Raw genomic sequence first — 22079 nt, 5'->3', positions numbered from 1 at the left:
ATGGAGGAATATGTTGGTGCTTTTGATATAGGCACGACGGCTATTAAAGGGGTTTTAGTGAACAATCAGGCTACTATTATAGGTGAGTATAGTATATTATTAGATACCTATTATGGCGAAAATGGAGAAATTGAACAAAGCCCTACTGATTGGTGGCAAGGGGTTAAGGAGATTACCCAAAAATGGTGGTCGGAATTAAAATTAAATCCAAAACAAATTGTTACCCTTACATTTTCTGGCCAAATGGAAGATGTTATTTCAATTTCATCAACGTACCCAAATCAAAGAGCCATCCTATATTCAGATACCCGTTCTGAGCAAGAGGCAGCGTATATCATGAAAAAGCTGCCGACTATTCACGATAAAACTGGAAATACAATTCGTTCATCAACCCCTCTAGCTAAGTTGCTTTGGTTAAAAGAAAACAATGTAGAGGTCTTTGATGAGACACAATGCTTTGTTTTTAGTTCGAAGGATTATGCTGTTTACAAATTGACAAATGCTTTTGTTACGGATCCAACAACTGCTACAACGACAGGAATGATGAGCTTAAATACTCGAGATTGGATTCCAGAAATCTTAGAAACATTCGGATTGAGCGGAAACCAATTACCTAAGGTATACAGTTCAGAAGAAATAGTCGGTTATGTCTCAAAAGCAGCTGCGGAAGAAACTGGATTATTAGAGTCTACACCTGTTTTGTGTGGAAGTGGAGATGCAGGTGCCTCCACTATGGGGGCAGCAGCGGTTAATCATGGAGACACCTATTTTTATATTGGGACTACCGGATGGGCAGCTATTGTACAGGATAGTAATAAGCAAAACAAAGGGATCAATACTATTTTTAATTTGGCCCATCTCCCGGAAAGTTTGAATATCAGCATTGCACCAGTACTGAATGCAGGAAATGTGCATAAATGGGCTGTGGAGACGTTTGCAAATGAGGGGACGGATAATAAGTACGAGGAATTCGACGCATTAGTAGAAACCATTCCGGCTGGTAGCAACGGTTTATTATTTCTTCCTTATTTAAATGGGGAGAGGTGTCCAGTTAGTGATACGGATGCAAAAGGTGCATTCTGGGGAATCGGACCAAAAACGAAGAAAAGTGATATGGCTAGAGCTGTTATAGAAGGGATATGTTATTCATACAAGCAGTTAATTGATCTAATCACAAATCAAGGGAGTGAAGGTCTACTAACATTAATTGGAGGGGGTTCAAAAAGCTCCGCTTGGTGTCAGATATTAGCAGATGTTATAGGTCGCCCAGTAAGAGTGCCAATAGACAGTGAATATATGCCCGCATTAGGTATCTCTTCTTCTGCCTTTGTAAGTCTTGGGTGGTCTGAAAGTTATAATGACTTTTCTAAACAATTTTTAGTACCTGTAGAAGCTGAGATGTATGAGCCTGATATGGTAAAACATGAGGTTTATGAAGGAACCTATCAACAGTATTTGAAGTTGTATCCTAATTTAAAAGGAATTTATGACTAAGCTAGTGTTGGTGGGATCTATTATTTTGATTTAACAATGCAGAGAAGATAATGAGAAGAGCAATTGGAATCTATTCGGTAATTGGATGGTGGAGAGAACGCCATTCTTTTAAGAAATGGGATAGTAGGATAAGGTATTCGTTAGTTGTTTCTTTATCTTCTTCAGAGACCGAAGTTGACTTATTAACACCAATTGAGAATGAAATAAAATCAAGAGTTGCTACTCAAATAGAGACAGAAGTTTAATAGTAATTCTATACTTCCTGAAATAGTGTGCAAGGTGATTTGTACGTTATTAAGGGAAGTTTTTTATTCACGATTTTGGAAGGCAATTGGTATAAAAAAAGAATTGCTTTCCTGTTAACAATCTCCAAGCTGCAACCTGCAATTGTACGGGTGTGATAAACAGTTTTCATCACGCGTTTAAGCAGGTACAGAAGACACTCTATAACCTAATATCTTTAATGAGATATAAGAAAGGGCTTGCAATTGACAATGGAAGTGTCTAATATATGTAATAAGGTCATCTGATGACCTTATTACATAGAAGTGATTTGAACTGTTTGAAGGGAATGATCGAAAAAGACAAAAGGGGAGATTAGATGTTGATGCTAGTGGCACTTAGTGCCGTTATTGCTCCCTTTATCCTACTGGTATTATTACGAATGCCGGCGATTAAAGGGATGTCCATAAGTTCTGTTATCGTTATTTTGTTAGCGATTACTGTTTGGGGGATGGAAGGTCAGGTTGTAGTATCCTCGATTTTCCAAGGCGTACATAAGACACTAACGATTCTATTAATCTTGTTTGGAGCACTAATTTTACTGAATACACTCAGAAACACAGGGGCAGTGGATCGTATTAACGAAGGATTTCAAAGTGTGGATTTTCGTGGCACCGTTCCTCGGTGAGCTGGGATCGTTTATCACCGGCAGTGCAACGGTATCTACGCTCACCTTTTCTCCCGTACAGTATAATATCGCGGAGGCGACTGGGATGAATGTGAACATTGTTCTGGCTTCCCAACTTGTCAGGGCTGGTGCAGGAAACATGATTTGTGTCCATAATGTCGTGGCAGCAAGTGCAGTTGTCGGGATAGAGGGAGAAGAAGGAAATGTGATCCGGAAAACATTGGGGCCTGCTTTGCTTTATGGAGTACTTGCCGGGATTGGTGGCTTCATTCTGATGAATCTTCTTTAAGAATGATCCAATGCTTGGTGGGTTATCTTTTCAACCCTAGTTATTTCCAGTAAAATGGTTTCTGATGACGAGGAGATGAAAAGCATGGACTATAAATATAAACCTATTCGAACGAAAAAAATTTATGAAGAGGTTGCAGATAACCTGATAGACATGATCAAGAGCGGTCAATTGAGCCCAGGGGATAAACTAGAGTCAGTGGAACAGCTAGCAAAGAACTTCGATGTCGGCCGCTCGGCGATCAGGGAAGCGCTCAGTGGACTTCGGACTATGGGACTTGTGGAAATGCGGCAGGGCGAAGGAACATATGTGAAGGAATTTGATGCCTCTAAATTCACACTTCCCGTAACTTCTGCCTTTTTAATGAAGCTGGAAGACGTGAAGGAACTTTACCAGGTTCGTAAAATACTCGAAGTGGGAACAGCTAGTCTTGCTGCTGCGAATCACCAGGAGGAAGATCTACTAGAGATTGAAAAGTCGCTGGAAGAGATGAAAGATACCAAAGGAAATGAAGAGTTGGCGGAAAAGGCTGATCTCGGCTTCCACCTGGCGATTGCCAAGGCCACCCATAATCAGATGCTAATTTACCTGATGGGAAGTGTGTCGGAAATCATGACGGAGACAATCAGAGAAACACGTCGGTTATTATTGTATTCCGAGGGAGGGGCGGATAAGCTCTTTACGGAGCACCAATTAATCTATGAAGCAATCAAATCAAGGCAGTCGGATAATGCGGATAAGTATATGTATGATCATTTAGCAAACGTGGAAGAGTTGCTGTTTAAACAGATCGAAGAACAAGAGGATTAAGGGATAGAAAGGAGTTAGACAATGAACGAGCAGAAAAAAAAGGATGTTATTCTAATAGGCGCTGGTGTGATGAGTACTACCTTAGGAACATTTTTACAAAAATTAGAGCCAAATTGGAATATTAAACTGTTTGAAAAGCTGGATGGTGCTGGTAAGGAAAGTACAAACGAATGGAATAATGCTGGAACTGGACATGCAGCATTATGTGAGTTAAATTATACAGTTGAAAAAGAAGACGGCTCTATCGATTCTAGTAAAGCAGTAGAGATAAATGAAAAATTTGAAATTTCCAAGCAATTTTGGTCTTATTTAGTAAAAGAGAAGAAAATTCAAAACCCTCAAGCATTTATCCGTGCATTACCTCATATAAGTTTTGTGCAGGGGGAAGACAACGTAGATTTTTTACGTAGGCGATTTGAAGCATTATCATACCTTCCAATGTTTAAAGAAATGGAATTTACCGAGTCCCCCGGGGAATTAGAAAAGTGGGTTCCTCTAGTGACGGCGGGGCGCACGTCAGAAACGCCTATTGCAGGAACAAAAGTAGATTCGGGAACCGATGTCAATTTTGGTGAGCTTACTCGAAAACTAGCGAATAATTTAGAGAAAGAAGATAATATAGAAATTCATTACAATTCAACTGTTACTAAATTTCATCGTCAAAATGACGGTAAATGGGAAGTAATAGTTCGTAATTTTAAAAACAATACGCTTGAGTCTCATATAGCAGATTTTGTCTTTCTTGGAGCTGGTGGAAACGCAATTCCTCTATTACAAAAAACAAAGATTCCGGAAAGCAAACAGATTGGTGGCTTTCCAATCAGTGGTGCATTTTTGGTTTGTAGCAATCCAGAAATAGTTGAACAACATGAAGCTAAGGTTTATGGAAAAGAGCCTCCTGGTACGCCTCCCATGACTGTACCACACCTTGATAGACGATATCATGGTGATAAGGACAGCCTATTATTTGGACCGTTTGCTGCTATAGGACCTAAGTTTCTGAAGAATGGTTCTAATTTAGATCTTTTAAATTCTATTAAGCCAAATAACGTGTTAACGATGTTGGCTGCTGGTATAAAAAATATCCCTTTGGTTAAATATTCCATTCAACAGATGCTAATGAAAAAAGAGGACCGGATGCAAGCGTTACGAAAATATGTACCTGATGCAAAGGACGAAGATTGGGATCTTGTAGTTGCTGGAAAGCGTGTACAGATCATTAAAGATACGAATCATTCAGGCCGAGGATATATCCAATTCGGCACGGAAATTGTTCAATCCGAGGATCATTCTATCGTGGCATTATTAGGCGAATCTCCGGGTGCCTCTACTTCTGTGGCTATTATGTTAGACGTCTTACGCGAGAATTTCCCAGAACATATAGAAACATGGAAGCCCAAAATAAAAGAAATGATACCTTCTTTTGAGGAGTCCTTGGCAGAAAACATCCAGCTTCTGGAAAAGGTACAGAAATCTAGTTCCCATTACCTTGCTCTGGAACATAACAATGTTAAATCTTGATTTATCAAATTAAGCGTACATCATTGTTTCATTCAAATTTTTTTAACCGACATGTTTTATAACACACTATGATACGACCAGATCGAAAATACTATGACACGAGAGATCCACATCAAGAATTTTACACATAAGGTCTGGTCGCGATGTGGAGTGCTTATGAGAAATACCAATCAGACAAAGCGTGCTATTGGGGTAAGTAAGCATACCTCTGTCAAGTAGACACTAATAGGCGAGGGTCAAGCTGCTATTGTACGTTTATAGAAAGCTATATGTATGGTGAGAATGCTGTGGATATAAATTTTGAGGAAAAGCCGTGGAAGAATACAAATCATAAGCCCCCACTTTAATGTGAGGGCTTATTTTTAGTAATATCTGTTACAACAATGACAGAATTGCTTCTTAGAGTGTTTAGATTTTCTGCATTGACTATCGTAACGATTTTCCTGGCATTTGTCATGATATCGGTTATTACTTTCTTTACACCAATCATGATGATGCGCTTTCTTCATGTGACAGCAACATTTACAATGTTCTTCGTGTCTCTTTTTACATTGGTTGTGATAGCACATAGCTTACCTCTCCTTTCATATTCAGCATACGCAATTAAGAAAAAAGAGAGTGGACAAAGGTAATAGTAGATAGTACATTTTTATTTCAATAGAGAGGATTCTGGGGTCAGACACTGTATTTTATGCATACCTAGTAGGTTGATAGCGTATAATTATTTACTTTTACAAACAATTGCTCTATAACATAAATATATTACTATTGTAAGAACTCCCAGAAGGTCGCATGAGAAATTATCAGGTTCATGCCATCAAATAACCTCCGATACGATAGTAATTAAAAAGAGATATTCTATGAAGCAGCAGTGCTTTTTAGACGAGGGGGATTTTATAAAAGGGTAAAGACAACGTAACATTCGAAGAAATTTTCAAGCAGAATGAGCGCAGGATTCATTATTATATTCATCGATTAAATATCAGAGATCCACATCAGGATTTTTACACAGAAGGTCTAGTTGCAATGTGGAATGCCTATGAGAAATACCAGCCGGATAAAGGTCCTTTAGCTAGCATGGTAGAAAGAAATTAAAAGTGAATATTTATTTTCGATGAAAGTGAAGTTTTATCAATAGAAAAAGAAAATTTTGTGATAGATGACATATAGTGAGTGGCAGGAGGATGTGTAGAGCTTGGGGATGGGGGTAGTCAGATTGATATAAGGGTGATTACTGTGATTGTTATTTTAACATAATAATGCTATAAATAAGTCATAATAACGGAAGAGGGAGATGGTATGTTTGCCTGAAATTCGTCCGATAAAGGATTTGAGAAATACAACGGATATTTCTGAGCTGTGTCACCAAACCAAGGAACCAGTTTTTATCACGAAGGATGGTTATGGAGATTTGGTTGTTATGAGTATGGAAACTTACGAAAGTTCTTTAGGGGAACTGGAATTATACCAAAAACTAGCCGAGGCAGAAGCACAAATTAAAAATGGAGAAGAACTTTTAGAGGGAGAAGAAGTCTTTAAGAATCTAAAGAAGAAACATGGAAGAAAATAGCTATAAAATTAAAATCACCCCAAAGGCATATGAAGATTTAGATGAAATTTATGGTTATATTGCTAATGACCTTTATAATGAAGAGGCAGCTGATAACCTTATGGAAAAAATAGAATCGAATGTTATGAGACTAAATAATTTCCCGTTTTCCTGTAGCTTCGTAAGGGATGAAATTTTAAAAAATAAAGGTTACCGTAAGCTCGTCGTTGAGAACTACACTGTTTTTCATTTGATCAATGAAGACGCAAAACATATTGTCGTTATGCGCGTTTTGTACAGAAGAAGAAAATATCAAGACCTTATTTAAGTTGTTCTCTGTTTAGGCGAGTCACTTTTTGTACGAAGTCAATGAATTTTATAAAGCATCTTTGGACTTATCTTTTTTTCTGATTCATATACCTACAGACGCTGCTGAATGTTTCAAATTATCAAATTAATCCAGTGCCACTCCATCCCTATCCTTCCTGAAATAATGTAGCTGCTAAATTATTATACTAGTGGTTATGTGGCTACATATTATAGGGTATCTGTAATTAATTAGGTGTGATTATTGATTTGCGGAGCGGGTGATTCCATTTTATAGGCTTTTCATCTTTCAGAAATTTCCTTTCCTCAAAGTGCTTACCCCTGACCTCGTGTATGCATGTAAAAGCCCCTCTATCGTGAATAGAGGGGCTAATATTTTTCCCATTTTGCTGCAATTATTTAGCAAACAGATTACCAAAAAGGTTAGCTGTCTGCTTCATCATGATAGATAGAGAGAGAGGAGAAAAGGCAGACGATCACTGTCTTCTGTCCGTTGCTCGTTATTCCTTCCACTCGTCAATGACATCTTGATTCTCTTCCACCCATTTTTTTGCACCTTCTATGGGGTTTTCTTCTTCTTCCTGTACGTCAAGCATTAAGCTTCCTAGTTCATCATCATTTAATTCCCAGTTAGTCATCCATTTATAGACATCTTCATAGTCCGACTCAAATCCATCACGGGTGGCCATAAATATTTCTTCCGTTTCTCCATATGTGTTTTGTGGATCGTCCAAAAACTTCATATCGACTTCGGAAAATATATAATGCGGTTGCCATAGTGGGGCCACAATCGGTTCTTCGTTATCCACCGCTGCGCGAATGGTTTGAATCATGGCGGCTTCACTACTCTCGACTAGTTCAAGATCAAGATCATAGTCATTGATCACATCATGTGTGACTTCCATTGTTCCTGCTCCGGGTTCAAATCCTATAATCTCGCCATTAAATTTATCTTTGTTGTCATTCAAATCTTCAATGCTATTGATGTCATCCATATACTCCGGAACCGCTAATCCAACAATACCGTTATCGTACCAAGGGTCTTCTGCAAATTCAGCTTGGTCTTTATATTCTTCATAATACGATTTGTCTTGTACGGGTAACCAAACTTCTGGCGAAACATCCAGGCTGCCATCAGCAACAGAAGCCATCTGCACTCCCATATCAGCAAGGGTTAAGTCTACGTTATAACCCTCATCTTCCAGGATAACTTTCCACATATTTGTCACTGCAATATTTTCCGGCCAATTAATCTGTCCAATGGTGATGGGATCGTCATTGTCCGTACCTGCATTATTTTCGTCTGTAGTTGCATCGCTTGATTCACCGGGGTTACTGCATGCTGCCAGTAACATGATCAAACTTAGTAATAGAATAATAAAAGTACCTTTTTTATTAAAATTCATCGTATGTATCCACCTTTCTACATGTAATAGGATTAACCATCTGAGTAACTATCGTGCTGCCTTAACCCTGTTTGCGTCATCCGTACGTCATAAATCTCACTCCTCATCGTTAACTTTGTTTAGAATATATTTAATAAAATTAACATAGTTGTATCGTAACAAAAGCTAATTATATGTCAAGCCCTGCAATCATTTTATGGAAAAAATGCGTCCGAACATGATCTGTCGCCGAGGCATGACCGTGATAATCATATAAAAAAAGTAGGATGAGGTTTTTATAACGTATGAACGGGCTGTAATACCCCCACCTTTAAGCCCGAGAAAACTAAAAACTCAGGTGGTGGGGGCATAAACAGCCCGTAAATTTCTGATTCTGTTCAACTAGCATGCAGTGGGGGGAAGGCAGGCTTAAAACCGTCTCGTCCTGGGATAACGCCTGCATTAGCACGTCCTTTGCGTTGAAAACTCCACTGAACGTGAGTTTCACTTTATACGTCGTCTGGCATTTCTTTCGGAAGGTAGTCATAGATTTCATTTGACTCAATGGATCGGATCAGTCGCTGCAACCAATGGTAATATTTTCTGGCTTCTTCCAATTGATCGTAATCTAATTGGGCTTTTTGTTGCAAGTGCTCCTCAATATCGGATTGGTCCAATACTTCAGCCAACTGTTTTTGTGCGTAATCAATGCTGCCAAGAAACATGTTGGTTTCACGTTCCCATTTTTTGCAGAAAAATTTCTTAAAGTATTGAAAATAATCCTTCTCGGCAACAAAATAATCCTTTCTTGTGCCTTTTTGCCATACTTTCTGGACAATGTCGATGTCTTGGAGTTTTCGTACGGAGGTACTCATGCTTGGTTTGCTCATCCCGAGTTTATCTTTCATTCCATCCAGGGTCATCGGTTCGTGCTGAAAATATAATGTAGCATATAAACGCCCGACTGAGGATGTCACCCCATAAAGGTCCATCGTTTCGGCAATGGTATTGATCATATTGTTTTCGGCTTGGTTGATTTTTTCCGCGGCAGACGCCTGATTCAAGATTTTAGGGTTGTGTTCCATATGGATAACCTACTTTCTTTAATAATTATTTTATTTTAAGAATTAAATACGTTTCAGATAACTTTAATATATAGTTTTACTATAACTTACAAGGTGATAATGTCAATGGGTTTACAAATTTAAAAAAGCATGCTAAATTAAGTTTGTTAAGTTTATTTAAAACGTATTTAATATAATTAACATAAGGGAGAAATTACTATTGTATAGAAGCAAAATGTTTATCAATGGAGAATGGGTCGAGGCCCGGAGTGGACAGACCCGAGACATTATCAATCCCTATAATCAAGCGGTCATTGCCAAAGCAACTGAAGGACAGGTAGCAGATATGCAAGAAGCTATAGCTGCAGCACGTCATGCATTTGACCATGGACCGTGGCCGCAGACGCCTGCAACCGATCGAGGCAAAATTGTTCAAACAATAGCTGATTTTATCCAGCGGGACAAAGCGGAATTAGCAGAGCTTGAATCGCTTGATACGGGGAAAACACTGGAAGAAAGCCGTGGCGATATGGATGATATTACAGCTGTTTTCCGTTATTACGCGGAATTAGCGGATAAAGATGGGGCTGAAACACTGGATCCGCCGATTGCCAATGCCACAAGCAGGGTTGTTCGTGAACCTGTTGGGGTATGCGGTCAGATTACACCATGGAACTATCCGCTCCTGCAGGCATCATGGAAATTAGCGCCAGCGCTTGTTGCCGGGAATACGCTCATTATGAAACCGAGTGAAATCACGCCGCTTTCATCGGTTAAGGTATTCGAATTAATGGAAGAGGCAGGTGTTCCACGGGGTGTTGTTAACTTAGTGCTCGGTTCGGGAAATACGGTAGGTGCCGAACTTTCTGCTCATCAGGATGTGGATCTGATATCGTTTACAGGCGGCATTGAAACTGGCAAACGTATTATGCAGGCAGCCAGTTCCAATATGAAAAACATCGCCCTTGAACTCGGTGGCAAAAATCCCAATATCGTATTCGCGGATGCCGATTTCGAGACCGCTGTCGATCAGGCGATGAATGCCGTTTTCTTTCATGCCGGCCAAGTCTGTTCAGCAGGTACGCGGCTGATCGTGGAAGAAAGTATTCATGATGCGTTAGTCAAAGAACTGGTGGAGCGCGTCCGCAAAATTAAGCTTGGAGACGGATTTGATGAAACAACCCAAATGGGACCTTTAATTTCAGCGGAACATTTAAACAAAGTGAGGCGTTACGTGGAAACAGGACGAAAAGAAGGGGCAACCGTCGCGGTAGGAGGCGAGCGTCCGGACGATCCAGAATTGAATGACGGATTTTTCTACCTGCCGACTGTTTTGACCGACTGCACGACCGATATGGATGTGGTGCAAGAAGAAGGGTTCGGCCCGGTCATCACCGTGGAAACATTTTCCAGTGAAGATGAAGCGGTAAAACTGGCGAATGACTCTATTTATGGTCTCTCTGGCGGTGTTTTTACCAATGACATTGGCAAAGCTGAACGCTGCGTGAAAAAAATGCGAATGGGTACGGTTTGGATTAACGAGGTTAATTTTTATTTCCCTCAGGCACCGTGGGGCGGTTATAAACAGTCTGGTATCGGCCGTGAGCTCGGTAAAGTCGGCCTGGAGGAATACACCGAAACGAAACATATTTATCAAAATCTCAAGCCGGGACCAGTGAATTGGTTTGGCTAAATAAGGTATAGAACGTACAACGGATGATTATTCAGCAGTATTTTACACGTAATGCTGATAAGAAGTGTTTGAAGGAGGAATTAGAAATGAATCAATCTTATGATTATATCATTGTGGGAAGTGGCAGTGCGGGATCCATTCTGGGAAACCGATTGAGTGCGGATGGTTCAAAAAGTGTTTTGGTTTTAGAAGCCGGACGAAGTGATTATCCATGGGATCTGTTTATCCAGATGCCAGCCGCATTGATGTTTCCAGCAGGGAACCCCTTGTATGACTGGATTTATAAAACGGACCCTGAACCGTATATGGATGGGCGCCGTGTCGGTCACGCTAGAGGGAAGGTGCTGGGTGGTTCGAGCTCGATTAATGGCATGATTTATCAACGTGGCAACCCAATGGATTATGAACGCTGGGGGGCGGACCCAGGGATGGAAAAATGGGACTTTGCGCATTGTCTGCCGTACTTCAAGCGCCTGGAAAATGCGGTGGACTCCCCAAATGATGATCTTCGTGGTCATGACGGACCGATTACATTAACCCGTGGACCAGCTGTGAATCCGTTATTCGGCGCTTTTTTTGAAGCGGCGGAACAAGCGGGTTATCCACGAACATCGGATGTGAACAGTTATCAGCAAGAAGGGTTCGGGCCATTCGACAGGCATATCTATAATGGAAGACGCGTATCCGCTTCCCGTGCCTATTTGCGCCCGGCCATGAAGCGGGAAAATCTGACTGTTTTGACGCAGGCATTTGTCACCGGTGTGAACATGTCTGGCAAAAAAGCGACTGGTGTCACCTTCACGCGGCATAAGAAAGAACATGTTGTAGCTGCAGGGGAAGTCATTCTTGCGGGAGGGGCGATTAATACCCCACAATTGCTTCAGCTTTCCGGTATCGGCGACGCAGAACACCTCCGTTCACTAGGCATAGACCCCGTAATGGATCTTCCGGGAGTCGGAGAAAATCTGCAAGACCATCTTGAGGCTTATATTCAACATGCCTGTCCACTACCTGTTTCCGAGCAGCCTAGCTTAAACAAGTTAAAAATGCCTTGGATTGGCTTACAGTGGATACTTGGACGGAAAGGCCCCGCTGCCAGCAGTCATTTCGAAGGTGGCGGATTTATTCGGTCGAATGATGATGTGGATTACCCGAACATAATGTATCATTTCCTGCCGCTAGCCGTACGGTATGATGGGAAAAAGGCCAAAACAGCGCACGGATTCCAAGTGCATGTGGGTCCTATGTATTCCGACTCTCGCGGATCGCTTAAAATACGCTCTAAAAATCCAGCGGAACATCCAAGCATGGTATATAACTATCTATCGACCGAGCAGGATCGCCGGGAATGGGTAGAGGCTGTACGTCGAACAAGAGAGATCATTTCGAAACCATCTCTGTCCGCTTATAACGCCGGAGAAATCTCTCCAGGTCCTTCTGTGGAAACGGATGAAGAGATACTGGATTGGGTAAAGCGCGATGCGGAAACAGCGCTTCATCCATGCTGTACAGCAAAAATGGGGCCGGATTCGGATCCCATGGCCGTCGTTGATCCAGACACCATGAAGGTTCACGGCGTTGCTAATCTACGCGTAGTCGATGCGTCTGCGATGCCTTACATTACGAACGGCAATATCCACGCACCGGTGCTGATGTTAGCGGAAAAAGCCGCCGATTTAATAATTGGACGTGAAGCCCTTGCACCTGAAAAAGTGGACTTCTACCGTCATGAAAAAGATAAGTCTAAGGAAGAAGCCGTACATGCTTGAAAAAATTCACACCACAGCAGCGTAGAAATAGACGTTGAAACGATGTGATACGGGAGCTTTTTTAGCAGGTTTGTGTTTAAATGTTGAAGCCCTTATTTTTTCATAAAAGGATCAAAAGCCCCTTGAGTGTTTAGGCACTCAAGGGACTTTTTTGTAAATACAGAGCAAAGTAAAACAGCATTTCATGTAAAAACAAAAGAATTACTTAATACGATTGATCGTGCCTCGCTTCTAGCGAAAGAAGAACGTAGTATAGGCGAGATAGCCTATTTTGTATCTAGATTTCTTTCTGGAATTTTAGGGTCAGGTTTTGTTCTTTCATGTAATGAATATTCGACGTAAAATATGTACCCAGATGAAATAACTGAAAGTGATAAATTTGCTATTTTACCAGATGAGTTAACCAGGGGTGGTAGCTGCATTGTTGATTCGCTTGGCGATTATCTGGCAGAGCCCGTATTTGGAAAGGAAAAAATCATTTATGCTGATTTGGACCTTGATAAGATTGCCGAAAGAAACTTTGATTTTTATGTAGTGGGACATTATTCAAGACCAGATGTTTTTCAATTGAAGGTTAATGAAAAAAGCAGAAGAATGAGAAAGGGATGAGTAGGGGTGTTTAGGTTGATGGTTTCAGACGTTAGGTAAGGGGTATCTTTTCATGTATATTTAACGGGAGTGATAATGTCGATTTTTATTGGAAGAGCTTTGGAGGTGATCAACTCGCGCAAAGCCTCTCCTTTTCAACATCTATGGAGTTGGTCACCCGCTCAGTTAACTACAGATAAATATAGCCACATTTAAGAAACGCACTATATTGCTAGGCAATGAGGGCAGATGTTTTTTGTTTAAAAATAAGTATTCCAATTTACATCAAATCCCATAATGTTTAATAGAATTGTTATTTTTATCGGAAGACTTATGTTTGATTTTATTTGATATTATAGCAATAAGATTTAGTACCTGGTTTAAGTTTGAACTGGAGTAACTGTTCCAGAGAAGATAAGCATGAGGCTCTTTAAATTTTTCGCTAAATCGATAAGAAACTTTAGACTTCATACTGTTTTCGAAGATTAGTAGATACTTTAAAAATAAGTTTCTTAGTTCTCGGTCAAATGTAAACAGGCTATATATTTCCTCAATTGTAGTATTTTGTATGTACATTTCAGGCGATATAGCAAGTCTACTTTGATTCTTCATTAGAAATAAATCTTTATAACAGTATTGTTATAAAGGAAGAATATCAGTGTGAAGAACTCGAGCAAATGATAGTGGAGCAATTTATGGAGTATTGTAGTTGTATGATGTTTAATTATATTGTGGTAACAGCATTTGATTCCTTGAATGCGCGATTGAAATCAGAGAAAATTGTTGCGTTCCAAAATAAAAATGTATGATAAAATAAGTTGTGTGAATATATATTCAGCATGTGAAAATAACCGTCCCTATGCTTCCTAAAACTCATTTGAAATGGTACGGTTTCTTCTGGCTACATACCGAAAAGATAATCACTCCTCACAGCTGATAATAACTTGCATACTTTAGACTGTTTCGTTTACTAATTCAAATCATTCAACTTCTCCGTATACCTTTTTTCATCAAAGGGAACCTTATTTTTCAAAATGTAAGCCATCTCTTCAAACAACACTGACGCAATCATTTCTTTGGCTTTGACTTCTGCATAACCTGCTTTCTTTAACCTGTTGAATGTGTCATTTGTAGACTTAGGATCATTTATCTCAATTTGGTTCTCCACCGTTTCGATCATTTGCGCTTTTAATCTGTTCTTTTCCATTAATCATTTGCTCCTTTTTCCATAGCTTTTCTTACCAGTATAACCATAAATTCGACCGAAGCTTCTTCATGGATGTAATTTTATCATTTTTATTTGTGTAGGTTAAACGTATGGATTACCCAATTTATGGCATGAAAACATGCGGTATTGGGTCAGACAGGTCGTAATCCTCTCCTGTTTCTATGTATAGTTGCTAAACTAAAATGGACAGTTTCTGCTAAATAAAAAAATGAACACTCTAGAGGGAGTCATCACATTGGATCTCTTTTGTAATAGTTGCTGCGGCTACAACTACTGACCGACCGCAGCTATTTTTCTTGTTGCACAGGAAACTATAGATTTTAGAAGCTGTGGATAACTTATTTGCCGAAATATCCACGTCCAGCTCCAGCGCCCAGCAACTATCAAACTTCACACTCCTCCACTACGATAAAGAAGACTTGCCGATTGGCTCTGCCAGAGGCTTAGTCGCACTTATACCCTTGTGGTGAAAGTCAACATCGACTCCCTTCGTTCGTCGTGTTTCCTTTATCTCATTGCGGCAGTGGAAGTTCAACTAAAACCGCCACTTTACGTGGCAACGTTGAACCACCCGCGATGCGCGGGCGCAGTTTGTACGTTGCTAAACGGGCGCTTGCGCTTTTGTTCTGAATCTAGTTACAAAATAACTAAACTAACTATCGATATATGATATAGCCCGAAGCTGGTTTAAATATTTTGCTGAGACGGGAAATGAAAACGTTGCCTAAACCGTGTCATTCAGCTATAATTATCTTAGCTAATTTAGCTAATATCTCTGATGGCAGGTGCAGAAATATGATCGTCAGTTCAACCGAATTGCAGAATAACTTTGGAAAATATTTGCTGTTTGCGGCAAAAGAGGAAGTCATCGTCACCAAAAACGGTATCGAGATTGCGAAATTGCAACAGATAAAGGGAAACACTGAGGCAACATTGCAGGAAAGTATCGTGAAGGAAATGCCTATGCCTTATCATACGAAACCAAAAAAGGCGACGTATGAGGAATTTCAGGAATTAACGCGCAATGAAGAGAACCGGTATGAATATATTGACGGAAAGATTTATTTACTTGCCTCGCCCAGGACAGGACATCAATACGCTGCTGGCATGTTGTTTGGTAACTTCTTTAATCATTTTCAAGGCAGTTCATGCACGCCGTTTACAGCACCCTATGATATTCATCTCAAGCGGCCAAACCAAGATAATACCAATGTTGTGCAACCCGATTTAATGATCATTTGCGATTTGGATGATCATCTGAACGACCAGGACTATTATACGGGGGTTCCATCTCTTGTGGTTGAAATCTTATCAGAATGTACACAAGGCAAGGATCTGGTCAAGAAGCTGGACCTTTATATGGAATGTGGCGTCGGCGAGTATTGGATTGTAGATCCATCTGAAAAGAAAGTAATCATTTATCAGTTTCGGGACCGCGAAATCAAACAAACTGTCATGTGCAAACCACCCGAGACTGCAAAATCATTTCTTTTCGAAGGACTTTCTGTGGAGCTTGGGCGGATATTTAAGTAGTGCGGGCTTTTATTAGTAAAATAAGGAGTTACAGTTGTTACAACTGATTTGGATGCGGGCACTTTATACCATTTGCTTTTTATGCTCCTATTACGTATAATAACATCAATTCACAAATACATTCATTTGAACGTCATTTATTACAAGCGTTGACGAGGAAAAGTAAGATTCACATATTTTTTCCACAGAGAGCTTCGGTAGCTGAAAAGAAGCGAAGGTATGAATCTGAACAATGGCCTCTGAGCTTCGTGCTGAAAGTATCGATCGATATTAGTAGGTTCCGACGAGATTTGGTACTCGTTATCAATACCAAAGTATAAAAGTTTAATGCTTTCGTACTTGATGAGACCATATATGTGAGTATATGGTGAAATAAGGTGGTACCACGTTAATCCAACCACGTCCTTATCGATATTATTTCGATATGGCGTGGTTTTTTTGTTTTTTAGGCAGTTAAGAAAGTATAACTACTTTCTTACTGCATAAGTGCAACTAAGGTTGTCACCTAAAGGCTTGGTGACACCAAGTTTTCTAATGATTCATAAAACCAGCCTCATCAACGAATGATAAGCTACACAAAAATTAGGAGGGTTTACATGAGTAGGAATTTAGTAATTCAAACAGATTTTGGGACTAGTGACGGTGCGGTTAGTGCAATGTATGGGGTGGCTATTTCTGTGGAATCATCGCTTCGAATATTCGATCTTACACATGACATCCCGCAATATAATATCTGGGAGGCATCTTACCGGCTTTATCAGACAATAGCCTATTGGCCAGAAGAAACTGTATTTATTTCCGTGGTCGATCCAGGGGTTGGAAGTTCAAGACGAAGCGTTGTCGCGAGGACCGTTGATAATCAATATATTGTAACACCCGATAACGGGACACTTACCCATATTAAAGAATCGATCGGCATTAAGGAAGCAAGGGTAATTGATGAGAAAATGAACCGGTTGCCGAGATCAGGCGAATCATATACATTTCATGGCCGTGATGTTTATGCATATACAGGAGCACGATTGGCTTCAGGTGTCATTACCTTTGAAAAAGTGGGGCCTTCCATCGATGCGGGTGATATTATTGCATTAACCAAACCCGAGGCTTTTATGGAAGGTGGCGTTATCTATGGCAATATCGATATATTGGATGTTCAATTTGGTAATTTATGGACAAATATAAGCAGAGAATTATTTAATGAAGCTATTATAGAATATGGTGATTCGTTTGAAGTTACCATTGCAAATAATCGAAGGCAAGTATACAAAAATAGTATGACATATGGACGTTCCTTTGCTGATAGCCACCTTGGTGAACCGTTATTATATGTTAATTCATTAGATAATTTGGGTGTAGCCATTAACCAAGGTTCCTTTGCAAAAGCATATCATATCGAAACTGGAGCTAATTGGCGGATTATTATTCGGAAGGCGGGGTGATTGGGTGCCTGTCACCACCCGAGTTTTGGCGGTTTTTGTCGAATGAGTATGCTTGGTACGCAGCCGCTGAATGAAATGTTCTGAACGCTGGACTAGTCGGCCTGCGCGCGGAACAAATGGCTGCATGTCCTAAAATAAAGACTACCCATCTTAAATGGGTAGTCTTTTATAACACCTTAATTAGTCGGTAAATCTTCAATACTGTCAATATCCATATATTCTGGTACAACAAAGCCTTGTTGTGCGCCCTCCAAATTCGGGCCCAAGTCGACGATTTCGTCTTGATACTCTTCATAATAGGAAGCTGCGCCCACAGGGAGCCAGGCAATTAACATACCATCAACATCGCCACTGGAGAGGGCTTGAAATGCGACACCCATATCAACCATCGTCAACTCGACATCGTAGCCCAATTCTTCAAGAACAAGCGCAACGACATTCGTTGATGCGGTTTCTGTATCCCAATTAACGTAGGCCAGCTCGATTGTCTCATCTTCAACGGCTTCGATATCTTCAATCCAAGCGTCAACTTCATCCCGATTGTTTTCGATCCATTCCGCGGCTGCTTCACGCGGTTCAACATCATCGTCTCTAAAGTTTGACATAACCTTATTCATGTCTTCTATTTCCCAGTAAAAGTTGTCCAATAATTGGTAAGCTGAAATCTGTTCATCCTCAAGGCCTTCTCTGACCATCGTATGTATATTTTCGGATGCACCAAGTGTTTCTTTTGGATCCTCTAAAAATTTCAAGTCATGTTCTCTAAACGACCAGTGTGGTTGCCAAAGCGTGACAACAATCGGTTCTTGGCTTTCTATCGCACGTTCCAATTCCGATAGCATGGCTGCTTCCGAACTTGGGGTCAGTTCAACACTTAAGTCGTATTCTTCCATTGTCTCTTCGGCGATATTCATCGTCCCTGATCCTGGCTCAATTCCGACAATTTCCTCAATTTCAGCTGCATCATTCGTTTCTTCTGCAGCGTTACCACTGGTTTCTTCTTGGCATCCCACCAATAGTAATACAATACTAATACTTACGAGGATACCCCATTTTTTTGATAATGAAATCATGGTGTTATATCATCCTTTCTGTAAATGGTTTTCTCTGATTACATGTGGTACCACAATTTGTTGAACAACAAGTAGGATAAATCAGAAAAAAGGAAAATGCAAAGTCGATTACCGGCATTCTCGGTCGATCTCGTGCATCGTGCTTGCTCAGTGAAGCTCAGTGAGGTTCAGTGAAAGAAATGCGAACCGATCTGATTTATTATGTATTGTGTTTGTTTTTAGATTTTTCATTATATTTTTCGCTGTAAACCTATCATATCGATTTGGGGAATTATTTTCATGTGCAATTTTGGAGTAATTTGTTCACTGAAGTGCACTGAAGCGCACTGAGCTTCACTGAAGTCACTCAGTTGATGAAATCGGGTTTGTCAGTCATCAGCGGCTTTTGTAGACTGTAATTAATCCATGCGCATGGATATACCAATTCAATTTATTGATTTTTTACTGAATAAATATAGGAGTGATTTTATGCCGAAGAGGCGGAAACAACGTCGTATCATCGACACAGATATCCATGAACGGGTAACTTATTCGGATCTTCTTCCTTACTTGGATAATCCATGGAGACGATATATAGAAGATAACCACTGGGTGCAGGAAAAACATATGCCGTATACGCAGCCAACGGTGGCTGGTGTAGACCGCGCAGATGCTGTAACACCGGACGGGGGAGCGGCAGGAACGGATCTCGGCTTTATGCAAAAACAACTACTTGATGCGGAAGGGCATGAATACGGCATTTTAAGCGGCGCCTTAGACCCATCTCCGTCGTCCATGCACGGCTGGTATGAAATGGCGACTGCTTTAGCGAGCGCCTATAACGATTGGCAAATTGAAAACTGGCTGGAAAAGGATAGCCGTTTATATGGTTCCGTTCATATTGCGGCACAGGAGCCACAACAAGCGGTTCGTGAGATAGAACGGGTCGGGTCCCATCCTAAAATGGTGCAAATATTGCTGCCAATTGACACCCGCTCGTGGGGGGATCCGTACTATCATCCAATTTACGAAGCAGCGGAGCGCCACAATTTATCAATTGGTATGCACCATAATGAGCCACCTACTCATTTCGGGGGCTGGCCGCGTTATTTTATCGAGTGGCATACGATGTTGCCAACGGCGCATATGATTCAAGTCTCCAACATGGTGTTTAACGGTGTATTTGATAAATTCCCTGGCTTGCACCTAATTATGATTGAGGGTGGATTCACGCATGTCCCGCATCTAATGAAAAAGATGGATCAACAGTATAAGGAACTTCGCCACGAAATTCCTTGGGTGAAACGGATGCCCAGTCGCATCATTCAGGAACATGTCCGTTTTACAACCCAACCCGTTGAAGAATTAAGCCAGAAAGAATTTATGCAATTTGTGGATCAAATGGGGTCGGAGGATATGATTTGTTTTGCAACAGATTATCCACATTGGGATTATGATTCCCCACTAGAGGCGCTTCCTAAATTAGACGAGGCGTTGGAGGAAAAAATTTATTCCGAAAATGCGCGAGCTGCCTACCCTAAATTGCCGCAACCAGCAGGGAGTGTGAAATAATGAGAGAAGTTGTGTGTGAAAAAGAAGATATTCATCCCGGTAAGATGAGAAGTGCTACATTAGGGAAGATCCCGATCGTTGTTTGTCGCACGAAAGACGGTGAATTTTACGCATTTGCCAATCGATGTCTGCACCAGGGCGCCCCGCTTTCAGAAGGTATCTTATGTGGTGATACAAAACGTACAGATATTCATGGCAACTATGAATATATTAAAGATGGTGAAATCCTCCGTTGCCCGTGGCATGCGCTCGAATATGACATTAAAAATGATGGTGTTATGCTGGCGGAACCTGACAAAAAATTACGCAGTTTCCAAGTCGCGATTGAGGACGATCAGGTGGTTGTATATAAATAAGTAGCTGAAGGATGCGTGAGGTGAACGTATGAAAAAGATGTTTATTAACGGCGAATGGATGGAAGCTAGTTCCAAAGAAACAAGGGATATTATAAATCCTTACAATCAAGAAGTCATTGCAACGGCGACGGAAGGCAATGAGGTAGACGTGAAATTAGCGATTGCGGCTGCTCGGGAGGCTTTTGACCAAGCGGAGTGGCCTTCAATCCCCGCAATAAGGCGTGGTAAGATTGTTCATGGTATTGCCGATTTGATCGAGCGTGACCACGCGGAGTTGGCGGAGCTTGAATCACTCGACACGGGTAAAACAGTAGAGGAAAGTCGCGGAGATATGGATGATATTGCAGGTGTTTTTCGTTACTTTGCTGAAATGGCCGACAAGGACGGCGGCGAGATGATCGATTCCCCTATTCCAAATTCAACCAGCAGGGTGGTCCATGAACCTGTCGGCGTCTGCGGCCAGATAACACCATGGAACTACCCATTGCTCCAGGCGTCATGGAAATTGGCTCCAGCTCTGGCGGCGGGTAACACACTTGTCATGAAGCCAAGTGAAATTACGCCACTTACGTCGGTGAAAATTTTCGAATTAATGGAAGAAGCTGGCGTTCCACCTGGTGTTGTCAACTTGGTGCTCGGGTCCGGCGCTAGAGTTGGGGCGGAACTATCAGCGAATGACGATGTCGATCTGATTTCATTTACAGGCGGGATTGAAACCGGCAAGAAGATTATGCAGGCAGCCAGTTCCAATGTGAAAATTCTGGCACTGGAACTTGGCGGGAAAAATCCGAATATTGTCTTTGCCGATGCGGCATTTGATACAGCTGTTGATCAGGCGATGAACGCAGTATTTTTCCATGCTGGACAAATCTGTTCAGCTGGCACCCGCCTGATTGTGGAAGAAAGCATTCATGATGATTTTATCAATGCGCTTGTCGATCGTGTGAAGAAAATCAAGCTTGGCAGCGGGTTTGATAAATCAACCCAAATGGGGCCGCTGATTTCAGAGGAACAGTTAAATAAAGTGAGTAATTATGTTGAAACCGGCAAGCAGGAAGGTGCAACGGTCGCAGTCGGCGGCGGTCGTCCTGACGATCCGGAGCTGCAAAATGGATTTTTCTACCTACCGACTGTATTGACCAATTGCACGACGGAGATGCGTGTTGTGCAGGATGAAGGCTTCGGTCCGGTTATTACGGTGGAAAAATTTACAACCGAAGAAGAGGCCGTCCGTCTTGCTAACGATTCTATTTATGGGCTATCCGGCGGTGTTTTCACAAATGACATTGCCAAAGCCGAGCGCTGCGTAAGGAAAATGCGAATGGGCACGGTCTGGATTAACGATGTGAACCTGTACTTCCCGCAAGCACCATGGGGCGGCTATAAACAGTCCGGAATCGGCCGTGAACTTGGCAAAACGGGGCTGGAGGAATATCAGGAAACCAAGCATATTTTCCAAAATTTGAAGCCTGAGCCAGTTAACTGGTTTTAACGTAAATA

General features: G+C 41.2%; 21 protein-coding genes, 1 pseudogene and 1 other annotated feature. Of the genes and pseudogenes, 17 read left to right on the top strand and 5 right to left on the bottom strand.

Annotated features, from left to right (window positions below; genetic code table 11):
• From OLD84_RS15460 to OLD84_RS15425, 9 genes and pseudogenes are all read left to right on the top strand, one after another.
• On the top strand, positions 1–1494 hold the full coding sequence (locus tag OLD84_RS15460) for a xylulokinase (protein WP_209463890.1): 1494 nt from the start codon (positions 1–3) through the stop codon (positions 1492–1494).
• Between the two features lie 50 nt (positions 1495–1544).
• Positions 1545–1739 carry a hypothetical protein gene (locus OLD84_RS15455; protein WP_209463891.1) on the top strand — a complete coding sequence of 65 codons (195 nt, stop codon included), beginning with the start codon at positions 1545–1547 and terminating at the stop codon, positions 1737–1739.
• A gap of 356 nt (positions 1740–2095) precedes the next feature.
• A complete protein-coding gene (locus tag OLD84_RS19500; protein ID WP_406724087.1) occupies positions 2096–2404 on the top strand; it encodes an L-lactate permease in 309 nt (102 codons plus the stop codon).
• A pseudogene (locus OLD84_RS19495) lies at positions 2373–2693 on the top strand (L-lactate permease); the annotation flags it as partial. The gene OLD84_RS19500 and the pseudogene OLD84_RS19495, both read left to right, overlap by 32 nt.
• Positions 2694–2777: 84 nt before the next feature.
• Positions 2778–3503, top strand: coding sequence for a FadR/GntR family transcriptional regulator (locus tag OLD84_RS15445; RefSeq protein WP_209463892.1), 726 nt, complete (start codon positions 2778–2780; stop codon positions 3501–3503).
• A 21-nt stretch (positions 3504–3524) separates the two neighbouring features.
• Positions 3525–5024 carry a malate dehydrogenase (quinone) gene (gene mqo, locus OLD84_RS15440; RefSeq protein WP_209463893.1) on the top strand — a complete coding sequence of 500 codons (1500 nt, stop codon included), beginning with the start codon at positions 3525–3527 and terminating at the stop codon, positions 5022–5024.
• A 930-nt stretch (positions 5025–5954) separates the two neighbouring features.
• A complete protein-coding gene (locus OLD84_RS15435) occupies positions 5955–6119 on the top strand; it encodes a sigma factor (protein WP_209463921.1) in 165 nt (54 codons plus the stop codon).
• Positions 6120–6327: 208 nt separating this feature from the next.
• On the top strand, positions 6328–6594 hold the full coding sequence (locus OLD84_RS15430; protein ID WP_209463894.1) for a type II toxin-antitoxin system Phd/YefM family antitoxin: 267 nt from the start codon (positions 6328–6330) through the stop codon (positions 6592–6594).
• The gene (locus OLD84_RS15425; protein ID WP_209463895.1) at positions 6581–6901 is read left to right on the top strand and encodes a type II toxin-antitoxin system RelE/ParE family toxin; all 321 of its coding nucleotides are present in this window, start codon (positions 6581–6583) and stop codon (positions 6899–6901) included. Before OLD84_RS15430 ends, OLD84_RS15425 begins: the two co-directional genes overlap by 14 nt.
• Before the next feature lie 499 nt (positions 6902–7400).
• Here the strand turns inward: OLD84_RS15425 and OLD84_RS15420 are convergent, their stop codons facing one another.
• On the bottom strand, positions 7401–8306 hold the full coding sequence (locus tag OLD84_RS15420) for a glycine betaine ABC transporter substrate-binding protein (protein ID WP_209463896.1): 906 nt from the start codon (positions 8304–8306) through the stop codon (positions 7401–7403).
• 488 nt (positions 8307–8794) lie between these two features.
• Positions 8795–9370, bottom strand: coding sequence for a choline uptake/conversion transcriptional regulator CudC (gene cudC / locus OLD84_RS15415; protein ID WP_209463897.1), 576 nt, complete (start codon positions 9368–9370; stop codon positions 8795–8797).
• Positions 9371–9584: 214 nt separating this feature from the next.
• On the opposite strand from cudC, the gene betB (OLD84_RS15410) reads away from it, so the two are divergent.
• The 3 genes from betB (OLD84_RS15410) to OLD84_RS15400 all read left to right on the top strand — a co-directional run bounded on the left by betB (OLD84_RS15410) (position 9585) and on the right by OLD84_RS15400 (position 13420).
• On the top strand, positions 9585–11042 hold the full coding sequence (betB, locus tag OLD84_RS15410; RefSeq protein ID WP_209463922.1) for a betaine-aldehyde dehydrogenase: 1458 nt from the start codon (positions 9585–9587) through the stop codon (positions 11040–11042).
• 86 nt (positions 11043–11128) lie between these two features.
• Positions 11129–12811, top strand: a complete 1683-nt coding sequence (gene betA, locus OLD84_RS15405; RefSeq protein WP_209463923.1) for a choline dehydrogenase — start codon at positions 11129–11131, stop codon at positions 12809–12811.
• 345 nt (positions 12812–13156) lie between these two features.
• Positions 13157–13420 (top strand): carbon-nitrogen hydrolase family protein, encoded by a 264-nt coding sequence (locus tag OLD84_RS15400; protein ID WP_209463898.1) that lies wholly within the window; start codon positions 13157–13159, stop codon positions 13418–13420.
• A gap of 264 nt (positions 13421–13684) precedes the next feature.
• Here OLD84_RS15400 and OLD84_RS19490 read toward each other — a convergent pair whose 3' ends face one another.
• Positions 13685–13975 carry an Abi family protein gene (locus OLD84_RS19490; RefSeq protein ID WP_406724882.1) on the bottom strand — a complete coding sequence of 97 codons (291 nt, stop codon included), beginning with the start codon at positions 13973–13975 and terminating at the stop codon, positions 13685–13687.
• A gap of 394 nt (positions 13976–14369) precedes the next feature.
• Positions 14370–14606, bottom strand: a complete 237-nt coding sequence (locus OLD84_RS15395) for a hypothetical protein (protein ID WP_209463900.1) — start codon at positions 14604–14606, stop codon at positions 14370–14372.
• An 816-nt stretch (positions 14607–15422) separates the two neighbouring features.
• Between OLD84_RS15395 and OLD84_RS15390 the strand changes: the two genes are divergently transcribed.
• Entirely contained in the window at positions 15423–16160 is a 738-nt protein-coding gene (locus OLD84_RS15390; RefSeq protein WP_209463901.1) for a type II toxin-antitoxin system prevent-host-death family antitoxin, read from the top strand.
• A gap of 140 nt (positions 16161–16300) precedes the next feature.
• Positions 16301–16570, top strand: a binding site (T-box leader).
• Positions 16571–16756: 186 nt separating this feature from the next.
• A complete protein-coding gene (locus OLD84_RS15385) occupies positions 16757–17599 on the top strand; it encodes an SAM hydrolase/SAM-dependent halogenase family protein (RefSeq protein WP_209463902.1) in 843 nt (280 codons plus the stop codon).
• A 176-nt stretch (positions 17600–17775) separates the two neighbouring features.
• Here OLD84_RS15385 and OLD84_RS15380 read toward each other — a convergent pair whose 3' ends face one another.
• Positions 17776–18672: a glycine betaine ABC transporter substrate-binding protein gene (locus OLD84_RS15380; RefSeq protein WP_209463903.1), complete on the bottom strand. Its 897-nt coding sequence runs from the start codon at positions 18670–18672 to the stop codon at positions 17776–17778.
• A gap of 468 nt (positions 18673–19140) precedes the next feature.
• Between OLD84_RS15380 and OLD84_RS15375 the strand changes: the two genes are divergently transcribed.
• Genes OLD84_RS15375 through betB (OLD84_RS15365) form a run of 3 tightly spaced genes read left to right on the top strand, consistent with a single transcriptional unit; the run spans position 19141 to position 22071 of the window.
• A complete protein-coding gene (locus OLD84_RS15375) occupies positions 19141–20223 on the top strand; it encodes an amidohydrolase family protein (RefSeq protein ID WP_209463904.1) in 1083 nt (360 codons plus the stop codon).
• A complete protein-coding gene (locus tag OLD84_RS15370; protein ID WP_209463905.1) occupies positions 20223–20579 on the top strand; it encodes a Rieske (2Fe-2S) protein in 357 nt (118 codons plus the stop codon). Before OLD84_RS15375 ends, OLD84_RS15370 begins: the two co-directional genes overlap by 1 nt.
• A gap of 28 nt (positions 20580–20607) precedes the next feature.
• The gene (gene betB / locus OLD84_RS15365) at positions 20608–22071 is read left to right on the top strand and encodes a betaine-aldehyde dehydrogenase (protein ID WP_209463906.1); all 1464 of its coding nucleotides are present in this window, start codon (positions 20608–20610) and stop codon (positions 22069–22071) included.
• Positions 22072–22079: the final 8 nt, after the last annotated feature.

The organism is Virgibacillus natechei, from assembly GCF_026013645.1.
Taxonomy (GTDB): Bacteria; Bacillota; Bacilli; order Bacillales; family Amphibacillaceae; genus Virgibacillus_L; species Virgibacillus_L natechei.
Note: the sequence above shows the minus strand (reverse complement) of the source record. Positions and strands in the feature narration are given on the sequence as shown.